Origin of the sequence: Streptomyces sp. NPDC058401, assembly GCF_042722885.1 — a bacterium.
Classification (GTDB): domain Bacteria; phylum Actinomycetota; class Actinomycetes; order Streptomycetales; family Streptomycetaceae; genus Streptomyces.
In genome coordinates, this window is record NZ_JBHXKA010000143.1 from 1 (window position 1) to 19,935 (window position 19,935).

Genomic DNA, 19,935 nt, shown 5'->3' on the forward strand with positions numbered 1-19,935 from the left:
CGGCCGCGGGCACCGGGGGTGCGGCGCCCGCCCGGCCGGGCGGCACCGCCGGTGGTGCGGCGGCCGCCCGGCCGGGGCTTCCGCTTCCCGGCCCGTCGGGGGTCAGCCGGTCCCAGCGCGGGGCGTGCCCCTCGGTCCACAGGGCGGCGCAGGTGCGCCGCAGGGCGGCGAGGCCGCCGAGCCGGGGTGAGGAGGCCGCCACCGAGAGGTGGGGGCGGTCGCGCAGGGTGTCCTCGACGAAGCCGGGCAGGCTGCCCGGGCCCAGCGTGACGAAGCCGCGGACGCCCGCGTCCTCGTACAGCCGGAGCGTCAGCTCGCGGAACCGCACCGGCTCCAGCAGATGGCGGACCACGAGCTCGCGCACCGCCTCGGGCTCCGGCGGGAAGGGCGCGCAGGTGGTCGCCGACCAGAGCGGCAAGGCGCCGGGCTGGAGGGGCAGTCGGGCGAAGGCGGCCCGGACCTGGCCGAGGTAGGGCTCCCACATGGGGGTGTGGAAGCCGGAGCGGAAGGGGAGTTCCTGCCCGAGGACTCCCTCGGTCTTCAACCGTGCCAAGGCCGTGGCCACTTCACTCGGGTCTCCGCAAATGACCGACTGGTGAGGGCAGTTGTCGTGGCTGACCACCACCCCGTCGAGTCCGTGCAGTGCGGCCTCCGCCCGGCGGGTCCCGCATCCCAGTGCCGCGTAGACCAGGTCCGGCACCTTCACCGACCCGGGTCGCAGCGAGTCCAGGAAGGTGTCGGCCGCGTCCTGCCGGTACATCCCGGCGGTCACCATCGCCGCCCACTCCCCCAGGCTGTGGCCCGCCAGCAGCTCGGCCCGGATGCCGAGTTCGGACAGCGCCCGGGCGAGGAAGCGGCCCGTCGCGATGGCGTCCAGGGCCCGCTCCGTCAGCTCCCCGCCCCTGGTCAGTCGCGGCCGCTTCAGCCCGAGCCGGTCCGCCACGTCGTCCAGAGCCGGGGCGAACTCCGGTTCCAGACCCGGGAACAGGAACGCCAGCCGGCCACCCAGCGGCTCGGGCGTGAACCACACCTCCCCGCGCCCCCGCCACGCCCGGCCGCGCGCCACCACCTTCGCGGCCAGCGCGAGCCGCTGGGGCGTGGGGCCGACGACGGCGAGCCGGCAGGGCCCTTCGCCGCCGGACACCAGGGAGCCGGCCGCCAGCCGGTCCGCCAGCTCCGCCGCGTCGGAGGCCGCCAGCAGCAGCACCTCCTCCCGTTCGGGCGCCCCCACCGGCGCGGCCGGGCCGCCCAGGGGCAGGAACCGGCGTACGGGCGCGGCCGGCCGTGCGGGCGTCGTACGGCCCGCGGGTGCGGCCCGGTGCGCGGCGCCGGGCGCCTCCTCCAGCACCACGTGCGCGTTGATGCCGCCGAAGCCGAAGGCGTTCACCCCGGCGCGGCGCGGCTCCGGGCCGCGTTCCCACGGCCGGGCCACCGTCACCGGTCGCATCCGGGTCCGGGCCAGGCCGGGGTGCGGCTCCTCCAGGTGCAGGGTCGGCGGCAGCACCCCCTCGTACACCGCGAGTGCGGCCTTGATCAGGCCGGCCATGCCGGAGGCCTGCATGGTGTGGCCGAGCATGGATTTCACCGAGCCGAAGCCGATCCCGTTCCCGTCGTCCGGGACCGCGTCGGTCGGGGACCCCGCCCCGCCTCCCGCGTACGGCCCGAACACCTGGGCCAGGGTGTCCAGTTCGGCCGCGTCCCCCACCGGGGTCCCGGTGCCGTGCGCTTCCAGCAGTCCCAGCGCGCCGGGCGCCCGCGGATCGAGGCCGGCTTCCCGCCAGGCCCGTTCCAGCGCCCGTACCTGGCCCGCGACGAGCGGGCTCATCAGGCTCGCCGCCTTGCCGTCCCCGGCAACCCCGGTGCCGCGGATCACCGCGTAGATCCGGTCGCCGTCGCGCTCCGCGTCGGCCAGCCGCTTCAGCAGCACCACTCCGGTCCCCTCGGACAGCAGGGTTCCGTCGGCGCGCCGGTCGAAGGGCCGGATCCGCTCGCTCGGGCTCAGGGCGCGCAGCTGCGTGAACACGCTCCACAGGGTGGCGATGTGGCAGTGGTGCACGGCTCCGGCGACCACCACGTCGCAGCGCCCGCCGGCCAGCAGTCCCACCGCCTGGTCCACCGCCAGCAGGGAGGAGGCGCAGGCCGCGTCCAGGGTGTAGGCGGGTCCGTGGAAGTCGAGCCGGTTCGCGGTCCGGGCGGCCGTGAAGCTCGGTACCAGTCCGATCGACGCGTCCGGCCGCTCCGGACCCAGGGCCTCCTGGAAGGCGGAGCGCACCGCCGCGATCCGCCGCTCCCCGAGCTCGGGGGCGAGCTCGCGCAGCGTCTGCGCCAACTGGTGTGCGGTGCGTACGCGTTGGTCGAGCCGGGCGGTGGCCACACCCATGAACCCGCCGCGTCCCAGCACGATCCCGATCCGCGAGCGGTCGGCCGGCAGGCGGCTTTCGCCGCCCGCGTCGGCGATGGCCTCGGCCGTGGCGTGCAGGGCCAGCATCTGGTCCGGTTCGGCCCCTTCCACGGTGGAAGGCATGATGCCGAACCGGGTCGGGTCGAAGGCTGCGAGCCCGTCCACGAATCCCCCGCGCCGACAGTAGAACCGGTCGCCGGAGACGGGCCCGTTGGCGCCGTCCGGGTCGTAGTACACCTCGGGGTCCCAGCGCCCGGGCGGGACGTCGCCTATGCAGTCCGTGCCGGCCAGGAGGTTGCGGCGGTACGCGGCGAGGTCGGCGGCTCCCGGGAACACGGCGCCCATCCCGACGATCGCCGCATCGGTGGGCCGCGGACCGCGGCGAGGCAGTCGCCGACCCTTGCCCTGCCCCGGCGGGTGCGGCTGCGGCTGGGCTTGGCCGTCGGGCCGGCCCTGCCCCTGCCCCTTTCGACGGCGGTCAGCCATGCCGCTCGCTCCCCTCGCGTCCCTCGTGTCCCTCGTGTCCGTCATGCCCCTCGTATCCCTCGGCTGCCATCAGGACCACCTGTACGTCGGTCCCGTGCGCGAGTTCGGCGAGGAACGCGGCGCCGCCCGCTTCCGGGTCGATGAGCGGAATGCCGCGGCGGGTGTACGCGCGCGCCAGTTCGGGGCTGACCATTCCGCCCGCCTCTGCGGCCCAGGGGCCCCAGTCGACGGACAGCACCCGGCCCGGAAAGTCCTCGGCCCAGGTGTGCGCGAGGCCGTCGAGGGCGTCGTTGGCGGCGGCGTAGTCGGTCTGCCCCCGGTTTCCGTACACGCCCGCCACGCTGCCGAACAGGGCGAGAAAGCGGGGTGCGGGCGCCGCGCCGTGCTCGGCCGCTGCGGCGGCGAGGTGGCGTGCGCCGGTGACCTTCGTGGTGAACACCTCGGCGAAGGCGGCCGGTTGCTTGTCGCGGAGCAGTCCGTCGTTCAGGGTCCCGGCTCCGTGCACGATCCCGTCCAACCGGCCGTGGCGGGCCCGCACGGCCGCCACGACGGCTCGTACCGCCTGCTCGTCCGTGACGTCCGCGCAGTGGTAGCCGACGGAGGCGGCCACGGTCGCGAGTGCGGCCAGGGTGGCCCGTACCTCGCGCTCGGCGAGGATCCGCGAGGCCGCGGCCTCGATCTCCACGGGGGTGCGCAGGCCGGTGGCGATCAGTGCGGCACGCAGGGCGACCCGGTCAGTGGCGTGCCCGAACCCATCTGCCTCCGCGGCTGGTTGCGGCGTACGGCCCATGAGTTCTACGTGACATCCGGTGGCCCGGGCCAGTGCCAGGGCGGTCCGTGCGGTGATCCCGCGGGCTCCGCCGGTGAGCAGGACCACCGAGCCCGCGTCGAGCGGCGGTGTCCCGGCGCCGGGGACGAGTGGTGCGGGGACCGGCCGGGGGGTGACCCGCATGCCCTCGTCGGTGTAGGCGACGGAGGCGGGTGCGGCCGGCTGCGCAGCGTGGGCCGGTTCGGCATGCTCGGCCGGTGCGCAGCTCAGCTCCGCGAAGAGCTGCTCCGCGATCCGCGCGGGGTCCTCCTTGGAATGGACCTCCACGGCTCGGATCAGCCTGCCCGGGTATTCGAGGGCGGCACTGCGGGCGAAGCCGTGCACTCCCGCTCCGGCGGACTCGCCCCGGGTGGTGACCAGGACGAGCCGGTGCACACCGCCGTTCAGGGCCCGTTGCAGCCCCGGAAAGGCCTCGGGCAGGACGGGCTCCGGCCCCGGACGCAGGGCGGACAGGTCGAGTACTGCATCGAACCCGGCTTCGGCCTCGGCCAGTTGCCGTACGTCTGCTCCCCGGTCCCGCAGTGCTCCGGTGACCGTGCTCCCGATGCCCCGGCCGTCTGCGAGGTCCCCGACGACCCCGATCCGCAGACCCCGCAGGACCTCCGGGTCCCCCGGCGCGGGCCCCAGCACTTGCCGTTCCACCCGGAGGCGGTCGAGCGCGGGCGGGGCCGCCGCACTGGCCGCCGCTTCGGCGGCCGGGGGCTCGGGGTGGGCGGTGTGCCCCGAGACCCAGTCCACGATGCCGCGCAGGGTCTTGATCCGGGACAGCTCCTCGATCGCGGAGTCTGCGGAGCCGCCCGCATCCTGGGGCAGACCGATCCGGTCGGCCAGGGCCCCGATGATCTCGACCCGCTTGATGGAGTCGATGGACAGGTCCGCCTCCAGGTCCAGCTCGGGAGCGAGCATGTCCCGCGGGTACCCGGTCCGGGCATGGACGATCTCCACGATCACATCCATCACCTCCTCGGCCGACCGCACCCCGCCGCCGCCCGCGCCGCCACTGCCGCCGACACCACGGGACAGACCACCCTCCGGAACCCCACCGCCGGGCATTCCAGCCCCCTGGGCCGCGCCGCCGGAGAACCCTGCCTCCCCGCCCCAAGCCCCGGGCATCCCCACTTCCAAGCCCGCACCGCCGGGCATCCCGGAACCTGCGACCCCACCACCGGGCATCCCGTAGCCCGGGAACGCACCGCCGGGCATCGCGTTGCCGGGGACCGTGCCGTCGGAGGACCCTGCGCCAAAGGCCGGACCTGGAGCTGCGCTCAGGGACGTCCCCGGGACTCCCGCGCCCTGCGGGTCCGCGAACCCCGGTCCGGAGGCACGGTCCGAGGTCGCCCATGCCCCCTGCGGGTCCACATGGCCAGGGACGGCACCGGGGGTGGAGGGCGGTATCGCGAGTAGCGGACCGGTGAGGGCCTGCGGGCGTGGGGGAGCCGGGTCGGGGCCGGTCCAGGGCGACGCCGTCGTCGTCAGGTAGCCGATCATCACCTCCCGCTGCGCCTGTACCAGTTCGCGCGAGCCACGTAGGTACTCCAGAACCGCCTGCTCGCGGCGGTCCGCCGGCACGGGTTCAGCGTGCTCGGCCGTGTGACCGGAGCGGGCGCCCGACCACGCGGGCGAGCCGGACAGCGGCGCGAGGCCCGCGCCGGGGCTGCCGTTCGCAGTCCGGAGGTACCGGCCGTCGCCACCGCCGCCCGCCGGACCGGCGACCGGCCCACCGCTCGCAGGGTGGGCCGGCGCCCCCTCCGCCACCGGAAGCCCGCCTCGACCGCTGCGCACCTCCGCAGACCCGCCGTTCGGGTCCTCCGCCCCACCGGGACCCCCACCCGGCAACCAGCCCCCTCCCCCCGCAGCGCCTCGTGTCCGCGGCTCCGCGAACCCGCCGCCCACACTCCCTACGGCCAGACCCCCCACCGGACCGGATCCCACACCGGACCCCCCATCCGCACCAGATCCCCCACTCGGCCACCACGCGGCACCCCCAACAGGCCCGCCACCGACCGGATCCGCGAAGCGCCCCTCCCCGCTCCCTGCGGTCGGCCCCCCGGCCGGGCCCCCCACGCCGGGCCCCCCACCCGGCAGCCAGTGCCCGACCGCGACCGGGGCGGCGGCGTGCCCGTTGGTGGCGAAGGTGCCGGTCTCGGGGCCGGGCGCCGGGGTGCCCTCGTGGGCGGGGCTCCCGGCCGACGGCCAGGGCGCGGCGCCGGCGGGAGTCGGCGGGTGTGCGGGGATGCCGTTCCACCGGGGCTCCGACGGGACGGGCCCGCCGTTCCCGGCGGCCCCGGGGGCGGTGCCGTTCGTCGGGTGTGTCATCTCGGGGGCTCCCTTTCCTTCGGATACCGCGATGTGGACCCGGCGGGCCGGGCGGAGGCCGCCGGGGACGGGGTGGCCGTCCCGGGTGCGGACCAGGTGGCCGTCGACCAGCCAGCCCGGGCGGCGCGGAGCTCGCTCGGGGAGCCGGGAGGTACGGCCGCGGAACAGGGCGTCCAACGCCACCGGCACGCCCGCCACGGCCAGTTCCGCCATCGCGGTGACCAGCCGGTGCAGGCCGTGCTCGCCGGGCACGTCCAGCGGTACCGCCGTGTGCGGCCGGTCCCCCAGGATGCGGCCGACCAGGCCGGACAGCACGCGGCCTGGTCCGGCCTCCACGAAGGTCCGTACTCCGGCCGCGTACATGTGCTCCACCTGCTCCACGAACCGCACCGGCTCGGCGACCTGACGGGCCACCAGATCCCGTACCGCACCGGCGGTCGCCGGGTACGTTCCGGCCGTCGTGTTCGACCAGACCGGGACGGTGGCGTCGGCCAGTTCCGTCCCGGCGAGTTCCTCGGCCAGGGCCGTGGCCGCCCCCGCCACGACCTCGCTGTGGAAGGCGCAGGCGACGGGGAGCGGGGACGCCGTCAGTCCCGCGTCCCGCAGGGCGGCCACCGCCTCGGCCACGGCCGCGGAAGGACCCGAAATCACGCACTGCCGGGGCGCGTTGTGGTTCGCGATCACGCACCCGGCCCGCGCGGCGATCTCCCGGACCTCCTCCGGCGCGGCCGTCACCGCCGCCATCGCACCCGGATCCGTCCCGGCGGCCGCGAGGATGGCCTCGGCCCGGCGCGCGCTCAGCCGCAGCAGGCTCCGCTGGTCCCATACCCCCGCCGCCCACAGTGCGGTGAGCTCTCCGTAGGAGTGTCCGGCGACGCAGTCCGGCCGTACGCCCAGCTCCCGCAGCAGGAGGTGCGCCGCGGAACCCGCCAGCCCGAGGGCCGGCTGTGCCGTCCGGGTGTCGGTGACCGCGGCCCGCCGGGCGGTCCGGCCCTGCGTGGTGAAGGCCGCAGGGGGAAACATCGCGGAGACCACCGCGCCCGGCGCCGCGTCGAGGAGTTCCCGCAGCCGGGGGAAGGCCGTAAACAACTCGCCGAGCATTCCAGGTCGTTGGCTGCCCTGACCGGGGAAGAGGAAGGCCACCTGCCCGGGGTCCGCCCCTTCCTCCCGTACGTGGATCCCCGCGCCCGGGGCGAAGGCCCGCGCCCGCTCCAGCCGGTCCGCCAGTTCGTCCAGGCCGGCGGCCACGACCGCGACCCGCACCGCTCCGGCCCCGGCGCCGTCCGCGGTCTCGGCGGCGAGGTCCCGCAGCGCCCACGGCCGCCCGGCCGCGTCGTTCTCCTCCAGGCGGGCCGCCAGCCGGGCCATCGCCCGGCCCGCCGCGCGCCGGTCCTCGCCGCGGAAGCAGAACAGTTCGGCCGGCCATTCCTCCAGCCCGTGCCGGGGCTCCTCGGCCCCCGCGTAGCCGGTCAGCACCGCGTGGTAGTTGGTACCGCCGAAGCCGAAGGCGCTGACCCCCGCGACCCGCCGCTCCGCGGGCTCCGGCCACGGCCGGGCCCCGGTGTCGAAGGAGAAGGGGCTGCTCTGCGCGTCCCAGGCCGCCACCGGTGTGTCCAGGTGCAGGGTCGGTGGCCGTACGCCCGTGTGGACCGCCCGGACCGCCTTGATCAGTCCGGCCAGTCCGGCCGCGCACTTGGTGTGCCCGATCTGCGATTTCACCGATCCCAGCGCGCAGGCTCCGGGAGCGGCCCCCGATTCGGTGAACAGGGCCGTCAGTACGGCCAGTTCGGTGGTGTCGCCGACCACGGTCCCGGTGCCGTGCGCCTCGATCAGGCCGACTTCCGCGGGGCTGATCCCGGCCCGTGCGTAGGCCCGGTCCAGGGCCCTGCGCTGCCCTTCGGGCCGGGGAGCGGTCAGGCCGAGGGAGCGGCCGTCGCTGGCGGCTCCGACCGCCTTGATCACGGCGTACACCCGGTCGCCGTCCCGTTCCGCGTCGGCGAGCCGCTTCAGCACGAGCGCGCCCACCCCCTCCCCGAGGGCGATCCCGTCGGCGGCCGTATCGAAGGGCCGGCAGCGACCGCTGGGGGACAGTGCGCGGACGGAGGAGAACAGCAGGTAGTCGTTGATGCCGTTGTGGACGTCGGCGCCGCCGCACAGCACCATGTCGCTGTCCCTGTCGCGCAGTTGGCGGCAGGCGAGGTCGAGTGCGGCCAGCGAGGAGGCGCAAGCGGCGTCCACGGTGCAGTTCGCGCCGCCGAGGTCCAGCCGGTTGGCGACCCGGCCCGCGATGACGTTGGCGAGCACCCCGGGGAAGGAGTCCTCGGTGAGCCGCGGGAGCTGTTCGTCCAGTTCGGGCGGGATCTCGCCGAGGTAGCCGGGGTACAGGGCGCGCAGCCCGTACGCGCCCGCCAGCTCGGTGCCGGCCTCCGCACCGAAGACGACCGAGGTCCGGGACCGGTCGAACTCCCGGCCCTTGCCGTACCCGGCGTCCGCCAGGGCCCGTGCCGAGATCTCCAGGGCGAGCAGCTGCACGGGCTCGATGCCGGCGAGGGAGGCCGGCGGGATGCCGTGCGCGAGGGCGTCGAAGGGCATCGGGCCGAGGAACCCGCCCCAGCGGGACGGGGTGCGTTCCCCGGCCCGTGCCGGGTCGGGGTCGAAGTGGATTTGCGGGTCCCAGCGTTCGGCCGGGACCTCGGTCACGGCATCGCTCCCGTCGAGGATCCGCGCCCAGTAGGCGGCGAGGTCAGGTGCGCCGGGGTAGGCGCAGGCCATGCCGACTACGGCGACGTCCAGCGGATCGGGGCGCTCGGCGGCCCCGGTGGCGTCCGTCGCGTCCGTCGCGCCCGCCTCGTCCCCGGCGGGTTGCAGACCGGCGAGTTCCCGGTTCCGCCGGTCCAGCAACTCGGTCGCACCTTCGGTGACTTCGGCGTGCAGAGCGGCGATCGTGGTGGTACCGGAGCGCAGGGTGGCGGCCTGTCCGAGCATGAACAGCCCCTCGGAGCCCTGCTGTTCCTCGTCGACCGACTCCAGTCCGTCGCCCTCGGCCGCTCGGCGCAGCCCCTTGCTGGCGATCCGGAGCCGTCCCAGGTTGAGCCGCTCCAGCTCCTCCCACACCTCGCGCGGCTCGGCGCCGCCCTCGGCGAGCCGGTGCCGGGTGGCCTCGAAGGTGTCCGCGTACGGGGTGACCGCGCAGCGGGTGGCGTGTCCCGGTGCGGTGTGCAGCAGTACGGTGTCCGCGCACTCCAGTGCGGCCCGCTGGAAGCGGGGCAGGACCGCGCCGGCCGCCACCGCCTCCTCGGTGAACAAGTAGGCGGTGCCCATGAGCACCCCGATGCGCGCTCCCCGTTCGGCCAGCGGGGCCGCCGCGGCGGCGGCCATCGCGGCGGACCGGGCGTCGTGGATGCCGCCCGCGAACAGCACGTCCAGCGCGCCGGGTTCGGGGCAGCCGAGCAGCAGCTCGATCTGTTCCTCCCACAACGGGAACGAGGCGCGCGGTCCGACGTGTCCCCCGCATTCCAGCCCCTCGAACACGAACCGCCGTGCACCGTCGGCGAGATACCGCTCCAGCAGGCCGGGCGAAGGAACGTGCAGGTGGGTACGGGTTCCGGCGGCTTCGAGTGGGGCCGCCTGCCCGGGGGTGCCGCCCGCGATGATCGCGTACGGCGGACGCACCTCGGCGACGGCCTTGAGCTGCTCGGCCCGCAGCTCGGCCGGGGCGAAGCCGAGCAGCCCCACGCCCCAGGGCCGCTCGCCGAGCCGTTCGGCGGTCTCGGCGAGGAGCCGGCGCACCTGCGGCCCCTCCATGACGGCGAGCGCCAGATAGGGGACCCCGCCCCCGGCGGCCACCGCTTCGGCGAAGGCCGCCTGGTCGCTGACCCGGGTCATCGGCCCCTGCGCCACCGGGAGCGGCTGCCCCGGGCCGTGGCCGCCCCCCAGCGGCCGGACCCGTACGGCAGCCGACAGGTGCCCCGCGACGGCCGACCGGATGGCCTGGAGGATGCCTCCGGTCGTCCGGTGGCGGGCGGCCAGGCGGGCCGCCGAGGCTCCGTCCTGCCCGAGCGGGAGCAGCTGCGTCCGCAGGTCCCGGGCGCCCAGCAGGGTGGCGACCGGACCCTGCGGCGGGGTCAGGTCGGGGCGCGCGTACACCCGGTGGCCATCCAGCATCCTGGTCTCTGAACCGTCCATGGCCCGTACGGCCGCGGCCACTTCGGCGGGCAGCGCGGCCTCCCCCTCGGGCGTGAGGGCCAGTTGTACGTCGACCAGCACTCCGGCGGCTCCGCCCGCGACGGCCGCGGCCGCGGTGTGCGGCCCGATCCCGCCGTACGCCCGGACGGGCAGCCCGAACCCCGGTTCTGCGAGCAGCTGTTGGAGCAGGACGAAGGTGGTGGTCCCGCCCACCCGGCCGCCCGCCTCGTGCCCCTTGGCCACGAGCGCCTCCACCCCGGCGGCCACCGCGGCCCCGGCCCGGGCCGGATCGGTGACCTCGGCCCACACCCGGGGCCGCCCGGCGGCGGCCGCCCAGTCGGCCACCGCCTGCGGGGTGTGCTGCGCGGGGTCGGCGAGCAGCACCGTGTCCACCTCGGCCGGCAACTCCCCGGGCCGGACGGGGCAGCCCGCGGGCACCCGTACCCCGTAACGGCCGCCTACGAGGCGGCGGGCGATGTCGGCCATGGCGCTCCGCGCGGACCCGGCGTCGCGGCCGAGGTCGAGCAGGCCCAGGGCGCCGGCGCGCTCGGCGGCGATGACGATCCGCGGGTTGGGCTCCTCGAAGGGGCTGACCGCGACGACCAGGTCACGGTCGGCCGCTCGGAGCCGACCGGGGTGCCGTACGGAAGCCGACCGCCCGGAGGGCTGGGACCCCGACGGCCGGGACCCCGACGGCTCGCTCCGTTCCCGCCGTGGCGCTCGCTGCTCCCCCGACCGCTCGGCCTTCGCGGACCGCTCGGGCGGTACGGAATCCCCGGGCGGCACGTGCGCACCGGGCGGTACGGAATCCCCGGGCAGTACGGACCCGCCGGGCGGTACGGAATCCCCGGGCGGCGCGGATCGCTCCGGTGCGGGCTCCTCCCGTGCAGATCGCTGACGTCGCGGTGTCCGTGAAGGCCTCGCCGTCCGTGGGGCCGGCGGGGACTGCCGGGGCGGAAGGGCACGCGGGGGCTGGGGGGACGGCTCGGGCTGGGGGGACACGGGCGCTCCTCTTCCAGTGCTGTGTGACATGGCGCGGTGCGGAACGGAGGACGGGGAGAACGGTGGGGCGATGGCAACCGACGAAGGAGGTGGAGGGCGCTGGACGACCCGGCAGGGCATGCGAGAGGTACGGCGAACGAGACGCCCTCCCGCCGGGGATCCGGGGCGGACGGCGCACGAAACGGCCGGGCGATCCGGCGGGGACAGGGTTGAGCGGTGGTCAAATTCCCTGTTGCCGGGATGCATCGTGCGGCGGCGGCCCCGCACTGTCAACGGCCATCCGGAGGCGTTCACTTCGCACCCCGGACGACCTCCGCTCCCCCGGACCGACCCCCGGTCATGCCGTCGGCCCACTCCCGCCGAGGCCCTGACCTGGGGCGTCGGGCACAGTAGGCCCGTCTTCGGCCGGCCCGCCGACAGGCCTCGGCCGCCGGGGCTCATGCCGCACCGGTATGAGTTGTCACCGGCCCGGCATGAACACCTTTGCGCAGCAAGATGGTTGTTCACCCGACGCGGTCTTACAGGTACACCCTGGCCCGGTTACCGTCCGGTCATGACCCCCACCCTCGCCCAGCTCCGCTATCTCGTCGCCGTCGCCGACTGCCGTTCCATCACCGGCGCGGCGGCCTCCGTCTTCGTCGCCCAGTCCGCCCTGTCCCGTGCCGTCCAGGCCCTGGAGCGCGACCTCGGGGTCGATCTCCTCGCCCGCCGGGGAAGGGGGGTGGACCTCACACCGGAAGGGGCCCGGGTCGTCCGGCTGGCCCGTACCGTGCTCGGCGCGGTGGAGGCCATCGACGACATCGGCACTCCCCACGGACTGGGCGCCAGGGCCGCCCTGTCCCTGGTGACCACGCCCACGCTGGCACTCGACCTGGCCTCCGAGCTGGTGCACGCCTTCACCGAGCGGCACCCCGGTCTCGACGTCAGACTCCACCAGTACGACAGCCGCGAGGCCGTCGTCGAGGAAATCACCCAGGGCCGGGCCGAGTTGGCCCTCGTGGACCTCCCTCTCGAAAAGGACCTCACCACCCACTTCATCCAGGAGCGCGAGGTGGTGCTCATCTCCCCCGTGGGGTCCGCGCTGCCCGACCCGTTACCCTTCCGCGCACTCGACGGGCTGCCCATGGTGCTGCCCACCCCCGGGACCGGCCGGCGCACCGAGATGGAGGCCATGTTCAGCTGTCTGGGCGTGCGTCCGGTGCCCTGTCTGGAGGTGGACGAACGCCTCGGCTGGGTGACCGGGGTGACCGACGGCCGCGGCTCCCTCATCTGGTACCGCGACGTGGTCGCCAGGGCCTTCGGCAGCCGGGCGGAGATACGTTCCTTCACCCCTCCCCTGCTCCGCCCGGTGGGCATCGCGCACGCCCGCCGGCCGCTGAGCCGCGCGGCCCGCGCCTTCATCGCGCACGCCCGGCACAAGGCCCCCGTACGCGAGCCCTCCCGGTGACCGCACGGGCCACACTCACCGCCACGCACCTCGCGCACCGCGGGCACCGCGCGCACCGTGCGCACCGCAGGCGCCGGGCGGGCCGACCGGAGGGCCCCACCCGACGGCCGGACATGCCCGCCCGGCATTGAACGATGCTCGAACGGGCGGCGATTGCCCCTGGCGCACCGACCTGACACCCCCTCACATGGGGGCATGTCCCGACTACTCCTCACGCCCCCGCGCGTCGCCGCACTCGCCACCGCGGCACTCGCCGCGGTCCTGCCGGCCGCGGCCTGGCTGACCGGCCCCGCCGCCGGGCCCGCCGCCGCGGCCACCCCGGCGCCCGTCTCCGCACCCCCGTCCGGCGGCGCCGCAGGCGCCGCTCCCGGAGCCGCCGCCGCTCCCGAACGACGGTGCACGCTCCCCGGCGGCCTGGCCGAGCTCAGCGGGCTCGCCATGAGCCGCAAGCACCCCGGCGTCTTCTACGCCGTCAACGACAGCGGGAACACCAACCAGGTCTTCGCCATCGACTGCAGCGGCGCCACCGGCCTGCTCAAGGCCACGTACACGGTCTCCGGGGTCGGCAACACCGACTGGGAAGGGCTGGCCATCGGCAAGGACTCCGCGGGCCGGCCCGCCATCCTGGTCGGCGACATCGGGGACAACTTCGGCAATCGCGCCGAGATCACCGTGCACTCCTTCACCGAGCCCGACCAGCTCGCCAACGCCTCCGTGACACCGGTGACGTACCGCTTCGCGTACCCCGACGGGAAGCACGACGCCGAATCCCTGCTCGCCGACCCCGTCACCGGCCGGATCCACATCGCGACCAAACTCATCGGCGCGGCGGGCCAGTTGTACCAGGCGCCGCTGTCGCCAGTCCCTGGTCAGCCGAACACCCTCACCGCCGTCCGGCCGGGGCCGGTCTTCGCCACCGACGGCGCCTTCTCCCCGTCGGGGGCCTCGTACACCCTGCGCAGCGGCGGGCCGCTGGGCGCCAACACGGCTTCGGTGTACGACACCACGGGCACCAAGCTCGCGGACGTGACCCTGCCCGCGCAGTCGCAGGGCGAGACGGTGACGTACCTCGACTGCACCAGCCTGCTCGTCGGCTCGGAGAACGACACCCAGATCTGGCGCGTCCCGCTCCCCCCGGAGGCCACCCCGGGCTGCGAAGGCACGCCGACGCCCACGCCGACCCCGACTCCGACGCCCACCCCAACGCCCACTCCCACACCCGGTGATCTGAAGCTGGCCAACCCCGGCCCGCAGAACTGCAAGTTCAACCAGAACTGCACCATCCAGCTCACCACCACCGGCGGGAAACCCCCCGTCCGCTACACCGCCACCGCACTCCCCTGGGGCCTCACCCTCGACACCACCACCGGCCGCATCACCGGCAAACCCTGGGCCACCGGAACCCTCCAGATCACCGCCACCGCCACCGACACCACCCCGACCACCGCCACCACCACCTTCCCCCTCACCCTCACCTGGTTCTAGAGGAAGCGCCCCGCCCCCGAACGAGCCGAGGGGCGGACCCCGGGCCGACCGGGATCCGCCCCTCGCCGCCGCCGGATCAGCCCAGCCTCGACGCCGCCTCCCGGTCGGCGACGACGACGAGGTTGGGGTGCGTACGCAGGATGGTCGCCGGGAAATCGGTCGAGATCTCGCGCTCCAGCATGCCGGCGAGGGCCTCCGCCTTGGCAGCGCCGCTCACGATCAGCACCAGGCGCCGCACCTTGGCGAGCATGGCCGCACCCATCGTCACCACGTGCGAGGGGACCTCGGCGGGATCGGGCAGCAGCCGCAGGGCGTCCTCGTACCAAGGGTAGGAGTCCTTGAGCTCGTAGGTATAGATCTCCTGGTCGAAGCGGGTGGCGTACGGCATGTTCCCGCAGAAGTGGCCGTCCGCGCCGAGTCCGATGAGCATCAGGTCCAGCCCGCCGTTCCCGTGCAGTTCCCGGGCCACGGAGGCGTGGTTCGCGACGGTGAGCGGGTGGATGTTGGTGTCCGGTACGCCACCGGGCCCGTAGAGGTGCTCGTACAACGCGGAGAGGGTGACCCCGCGCTCCCTCCCGGCGAGCGGCACCTCGTCGAAGTTGTAGAAGTGCACGTCGGAGAAGGCTCCGGGGTTCCCGCGCAGCCTCTCGGTGACGATCCCGTACGCACCCGCGGGGCTCGCTCCCGCGGTGAGGGCCATGTTGACCCGCCGGTCGTGCAGCATCTCCCCGAGGACGATGTCGGCCGCGGTACGACTGAGGTCCTCGTAGTCCCGCGCGATGACGATCTTCATGTGGCGTTCCGTCCTCGTGGTTCTCGTGGTTCTCGTGGTTCTGGTTCTCGTGGTTCTCCGCCCGCGGCTCGCAGGCCGGGCCGGGGCTGACGCGTGGACCTCAGGAGCGGGGGGCGGACTTCTTCACGTACTGCTCGGTCTTCTTCAGCAGCTTCTTCGCGTCGACGGCCGTGCCGTACGTCCGGTCGGAGGTGACGGGGGTGACCGAGACGGCGCCGCCGAGGACTGCCGTGGAGTCGGCGTCCGGGCGGCCTTCCACGCACTCCGCGCTGCCGGGGTTCGCCGACGCGCAGTCGCCGAGGGCGATCTCGAAGCCGTCCCCGCCGCCGTTGCGCACGTAGCCGTGGTAGGCGTACGCGCCGGAGCCGACCCGGGTCCAGACCGGCGGCCGGGCCTGCGCACCGGCGCTGATGTCGGGGTAGTCCACCTTCAGGGCGAACGCGTCGGTGAGCAGCCGGTGTTTCTTCAGTCCGGCGAGGAACTCGGCTCCGAACGCGGCGGTGGCCCGGTAGTTCTCCACGGGGTGCGCGCTCATGTCCGCGTTCGCGGAGGCGCTGAAGGCCACGGCCGGTACGCCGATGTCGATGGCGGCGATCGCCGCTCCGACGGTGCCGGAGTCGTTGACCGAAGAGCTCACGTTGAGGCCGGAGTTGATGCCGGTGACCACCAGGTCGGGGGCGTCGTTCCAGCCCGCCTTGGCGGCGAGTCCGCCGCGCAGGGCCAGTTTGACGGTGTCGGCGGGGGTCGCGCTCGGCGCGTCGGGGCGGCACGGGCCGTCGGCCAGGCAGACGCCGAAGACCGGGGCGCCCGAGGGTGCGCCCGCGCAGTCGTTCTCGTACCCGGCGGGCATGCGCTCGCGCTGCTGGACGGTCAGTACTCCGTGGTTGGTGACGGCGGTTCCGCGCCCGCTCTGCACCTGCCAGGGCGCCATCACCACCACGTCGGCGCCGGCGGCGCAGAGGGCGCGGCGCATCTCGTAGGCGCCGGATCCGTCGGAGTGGTCGGGCTTGGCGGCCTGGATGCCGTCGTCGGATGAGCGGAGCGCATGAGGGGCCTTCCTTCGGGTGAACCGAGCCTCGGGTGCATCTCGATGTCACGGAGCCCGGGAGGCGACGCCTCGGGACCGGGCCCTCCCCGTGCACTCTTCCGCCGTCGGACCCTCCGGGGACAGGGGCTGAAGGTCCCCTCCCGGAAGACCGAAGGGCCCGATCCGGGCCATGTCGCCACGCAGCGAACTGGCCTGTGGATAAAGCTTGTTGAGAACGGTGCGTACGAGGGGCACAAAGGTCGCCTCCTTCGGGACCTTCGACTTCCTTTGCCTTCCGTTGACCTCGTCAAGACTGAGGGGACCTCGGACCGAAGACGTTCCGGGTTCGTTCCAACGCGATGCAGGGAGAACTCATCGTGGATTACGGAAAGACGGCGCCCGCCGTACTCGAAGGCGTCGGCGGCGAATCGAATGTGGAATCCCTCGGGCACTGCGCCACCCGGCTGCGCTTCGTCCTGAAGGACGCGTCGAAGGCGGACAGAGCGGCCGTCGAGGCGGCCCCCGGTGTCATCACCGTCGTCGAGAGCGGCGGCCAGTTCCAGGTGGTCATCGGAAACGACGTGGCCAAGGCCTACGCCGAGATCGGCAGGATCTCCGGGCTCGGCTCGGACAAGGCCCGGACGAAGGACGCCGCGGCCACGGGCAAGGCGGGCGGCAATCCGCTGACGCGGCTGGTCGACGTCATCTCCAGCATCTTCACTCCGTTCCTGTGGACGCTGGCCGGCGCGGGACTGCTCAAGGCCACGATCGTGCTGGTCACCAAGCTCGGGCTGGTCGCCGAGACCTCACAGGAGTTCACCGTCCTGAACGCGGCCGGCGACGGCGTGTTCTTCTTCCTGCCGGTGCTGCTGGCCGTGACCGCCGCGAAGCGGTTCGGCGCCAACCAGTGGACCGCCATGGCCATCGCGGGATCGCTGGTCTACCCGGCGATCGGAGCCCTGAACGAGGCCGGCGGTCCGGTTTCCTTCTTCGGCGTCCCGATGGTGATGGTCGCCTACGCCTCCTCCGTCATCCCGGTGATCCTCGCCGTGTACGTGCAGAGCTTCGTGGAACGCGGCCTCGACAGGGCGCTGCCCTCCAGCATCCGCAACTTCATCACCCCGATGCTGACGATCCTCCTCATGGTGCCCCTGACCCTGCTCACCATCGGCCCGGCCTCGGACTGGGCCGGCCAGGGAGCCTCCAGCCTGATCGGCTGGCTGTTCGGTCTCAGCCCGGCCGTCGCCGGGGCCGTCCTCGGCGGCACCTGGCAGATCATGGTCGTCTTCGGCATCCACTGGGGCCTGGTCCCGATGATGGCCAACGACCTTGCCGTCCAAGGGCATTCCCTCCTCTACGGGCCGCTGGTCGCCGCTTCGGCCGCCCAGGGCGCAGCCGTTCTGGCGGTCATGCTCCGCACCCGCAGCAAGAGCCTGAAGAAGCTCGCCGGTCCGGCCGCCGTCAGCAGCTTCCTCGCGGGCATCACCGAGCCCGCGGTCTACGGCGTCAACCTGCGCCTGAAGAAGCCCTTCGTGTACGCCTGCATCGCCGGCGCGGTCGGCGGGGGCATCGCCTCGGCGGGCGGCTCGGCCTCGACCGCGTACATCATGCCGGGCCTGCTGTCCCTCTCCGCCTACCTGGAGGTCGGCAGCTTCGCCCTCCAGCTGATCGGTGTCGGCGTCGCCGTCGCCCTGTCCTTCGGGCTCACGATGGCCCTGGGCTTCAAGGACATCGCGGAGGACACCGCCGAAGCCGACGGTGCCGCCGAAGCCGACGGTCTCGCCCGTGCCGCCACCGAAGCCGACGGTCTCGCCACCGGAGCCCACGGTCCCGCCGCCGAACAGCCCGCCGGTGAGGCCTTCGAGGTCGCCACTCCGGTCGAGGGCAGGGTCCTCGCCCTGACCGACGTGCCGGACCCGGTGTTCGCCTCCGGCACCCTGGGTGACGGCGCGGCCGTCGCCCCGACCTCCGGCGAGGTGCACGCGCCGATCGACGGCACGGTCGTCAGCGTCATGCCGCACGCCTACGGGCTCCGCTCCCCCGAGGGCGTGGAGGTCCTCGTCCACATCGGCATCGACACGGTGCGGCTCGGCGGGGAGCACTTCACCACCGCCGTCCGGCAGGGCGACCACGTCCGGCTCGGTGACCCGCTCGGCGAGGTCGACCTGGCCGCGGTCGAGGCGGCCGGCTACGACACCACCACGATGGTGATCGTCCTCGACGCGGCCGGCACGGGCGTCGTACGGACCACCGCGCACTCCGAAGTCGAGCACAGCACGGTGCTCCTGTCCCTCAGCCCGGAGCACGCCCTCACCCCGGCGGGCTGACGCCCCCGGCCCTGCGGCGCACACGGACGCACGCTCCGCACGCCGCCCCCCGCGCCCTGATCCACGTACCCCCGAAGGAGATCCGCACATGGACCACAAGACCCCCGCCGCCTTCCGCCCCGACTTCCTCTGGGGCGCCGCGACTTCTGCCTACCAGGTGGAAGGCGCCTGGGACACCGACGGCAAGGGCCCGTCCGTCCAGGACGCCCGCGGCAACTACCCCGAGGGCACCACCGACTTCAAGGTCGCCGCCGACCACTACCACCGCTTCGAGGAGGACGTGAAGCTCTTCTCCGAGCTGGGCCTGAAGGCCTACCGTCTCTCCATCGCCTGGACCCGGATCGTCCCGGACGGCGACGGAGCGGTGAACCCGGACGGCATCGCCTTCTACCACCGCCTCTTCGACGCCCTCCTCGCGCACGGCATCGAACCGGTCGTCACCGTCTACCACTTCGACCTGCCGCAGGCCCTCCAGGACAAGGGCGGCTGGACCTCCCGCTCGACCATCGACGCCTTCGCCCGCTACTGCGAGGTGCTGTTCGAGGAGTACGGCAGCAAGGTCAGGCACTGGCTGACCATCAACGAGCAGAACATGATGATCCTGCACGGCGCCGCCATCGGTACCAGTGCCACCACCTCCGACGACCCGAAGCGCGAGCTGTACCAGCAGAACCACCACATGATGGTGGCCCAGGCCCGCGTGACGAAGATGTGCCACGACATGCTGCCCGCGGCCAAGATCGGTCCGGCGCCGAACATCTCCGTCGTGTACCCGGCCACCAGCAAGCCCGAGGACGTCCTCGCGGCCTCCGACTACAACGCCATCCGCAACTGGCTGTACCTCGACATGGCCGCGTACGGCAGCTACAACCCGACCGCCTGGGCCTGGATGACCGAGCGCGGCATCGCCCCCGAGATCGCCGACGGCGACCTGGAGGTCCTGGCGGCCGGCCGCGCCGACTACCTCGCGCTGAACTACTACACGACCGCCACCGTCGCCGCGCCCCTCGACGACGGAGCCGTCACCTACGAGGGCGGCGACCAGCAGCTCGCGGTCGGCGAGAGCGGCGTCTTCCGCGCCGTGAGCAACCCGCACCTGGCCACGACCGAGTTCGGCTGGGAGATCGACCCGGTCGGCTTCCGCACCACCCTGCGCGACGTCTACGACCGCTACCGGCTGCCGATCATGGTCACCGAGAACGGGCTGGGCGGTTTCGACACCGTCGAGGACGGCGAGATCCACGACGACTACCGGATCGCCTACCTCTCCGCGCACATCGAGCAGATGCGCCTGGCCGTCTCGGACGGGGTGGACGTCATCGGATACCACCCCTGGTCGGCCATGGACCTGATCTCCACCCACCAGGGCGTGGCGAAGCGCTACGGCTTCATCTACGTCGACCGCGACGAGTTCGACCTCAAGGAGCTCCGCCGCATCCGCAAGGACAGCTTCTTCTGGTACCAGCAGCTGATCAAGGGCAACGGCTCCCTCTGATCCGTGCGCCCCCGGGCCCCCGGGCCGCCGCGCGGGGCCCGCCCCCCCCGGGCCCCGCGGCGGCCCCCCCCCGGGGGCCCCCCCCCCCCCCCCCCCGGGCCCCGCCACCCCAGCCCCCCCCCCGACCCCCGCGCCCACACCC

The 19,935-nt window shown here is 74.1% G+C and carries 7 protein-coding genes and 1 pseudogene; 4 read left to right on the forward strand and 4 right to left on the reverse strand.

What is annotated here, in order from left to right; all coding sequences use genetic code 11:
• Both ACFWNV_RS33730 and ACFWNV_RS33735 read right to left on the reverse strand, forming a co-directional pair.
• Window positions 1-2,746: beta-ketoacyl synthase N-terminal-like domain-containing protein (locus tag ACFWNV_RS33730; protein ID WP_383954447.1), on the reverse strand; the 2,746-nt coding region annotated here is incomplete at its 3' end.
• A gap of 133 nt (window positions 2,747-2,879) precedes the next feature.
• Window positions 2,880-11,003 (reverse strand): SDR family NAD(P)-dependent oxidoreductase, encoded by an 8,124-nt coding sequence (locus ACFWNV_RS33735; protein WP_383954449.1) that lies wholly within the window; start codon window positions 11,001-11,003, stop codon window positions 2,880-2,882.
• 769 nt (window positions 11,004-11,772) lie between these two features.
• Between ACFWNV_RS33735 and ACFWNV_RS33740 the strand changes: the two genes are divergently transcribed.
• On the forward strand, window positions 11,773-12,666 hold the full coding sequence (locus ACFWNV_RS33740) for a LysR family transcriptional regulator (protein WP_383954451.1): 894 nt from the start codon (window positions 11,773-11,775) through the stop codon (window positions 12,664-12,666).
• A 195-nt stretch (window positions 12,667-12,861) separates the two neighbouring features.
• Window positions 12,862-14,151, forward strand: a complete 1,290-nt coding sequence (locus ACFWNV_RS33745) for a putative Ig domain-containing protein (protein ID WP_383954453.1) — start codon at window positions 12,862-12,864, stop codon at window positions 14,149-14,151.
• A gap of 76 nt (window positions 14,152-14,227) precedes the next feature.
• Here the strand turns inward: ACFWNV_RS33745 and ACFWNV_RS33750 are convergent, their stop codons facing one another.
• Together ACFWNV_RS33750 and surE are read right to left on the reverse strand one after the other, a co-directional pair.
• Window positions 14,228-14,944 carry a 6-phosphogluconolactonase gene (locus ACFWNV_RS33750; RefSeq protein WP_383954455.1) on the reverse strand — a complete coding sequence of 239 codons (717 nt, stop codon included), beginning with the start codon at window positions 14,942-14,944 and terminating at the stop codon, window positions 14,228-14,230.
• Between the two features lie 100 nt (window positions 14,945-15,044).
• A pseudogene (gene surE / locus ACFWNV_RS33755) lies at window positions 15,045-15,968 on the reverse strand (5'/3'-nucleotidase SurE); the annotation flags it as partial.
• A 380-nt stretch (window positions 15,969-16,348) separates the two neighbouring features.
• On the opposite strand from surE, the gene ACFWNV_RS33760 reads away from it, so the two are divergent.
• Both ACFWNV_RS33760 and ACFWNV_RS33765 read left to right on the forward strand, forming a co-directional pair.
• Complete coding sequence (locus ACFWNV_RS33760) at window positions 16,349-18,298, forward strand: beta-glucoside-specific PTS transporter subunit IIABC (protein ID WP_383954457.1); 1,950 nt, start codon at window positions 16,349-16,351, stop codon at window positions 18,296-18,298.
• Between the two features lie 88 nt (window positions 18,299-18,386).
• A complete protein-coding gene (locus ACFWNV_RS33765; RefSeq protein WP_383954459.1) occupies window positions 18,387-19,793 on the forward strand; it encodes a glycoside hydrolase family 1 protein in 1,407 nt (468 codons plus the stop codon).
• The last annotated feature ends 142 nt before the right edge of the window (window positions 19,794-19,935 follow it).

Bases quoted from the DNA above. Each gene is read 5' to 3' on its own strand.
- ACFWNV_RS33750 (WP_383954455.1), bottom strand. From the start codon at position 14,944: ATGAAGATCGTCATCGCGCGGGACTACGAGGACCTCAGTCGTACCGCG.
- ACFWNV_RS33740 (WP_383954451.1), top strand. From the start codon at position 11,773: ATGACCCCCACCCTCGCCCAGCTCCGCTATCTCGTCGCCGTCGCCGAC.
- ACFWNV_RS33765 (WP_383954459.1), top strand. From the start codon at position 18,387: ATGGACCACAAGACCCCCGCCGCCTTCCGCCCCGACTTCCTCTGGGGC.
- ACFWNV_RS33745 (WP_383954453.1), top strand. From the start codon at position 12,862: ATGTCCCGACTACTCCTCACGCCCCCGCGCGTCGCCGCACTCGCCACC.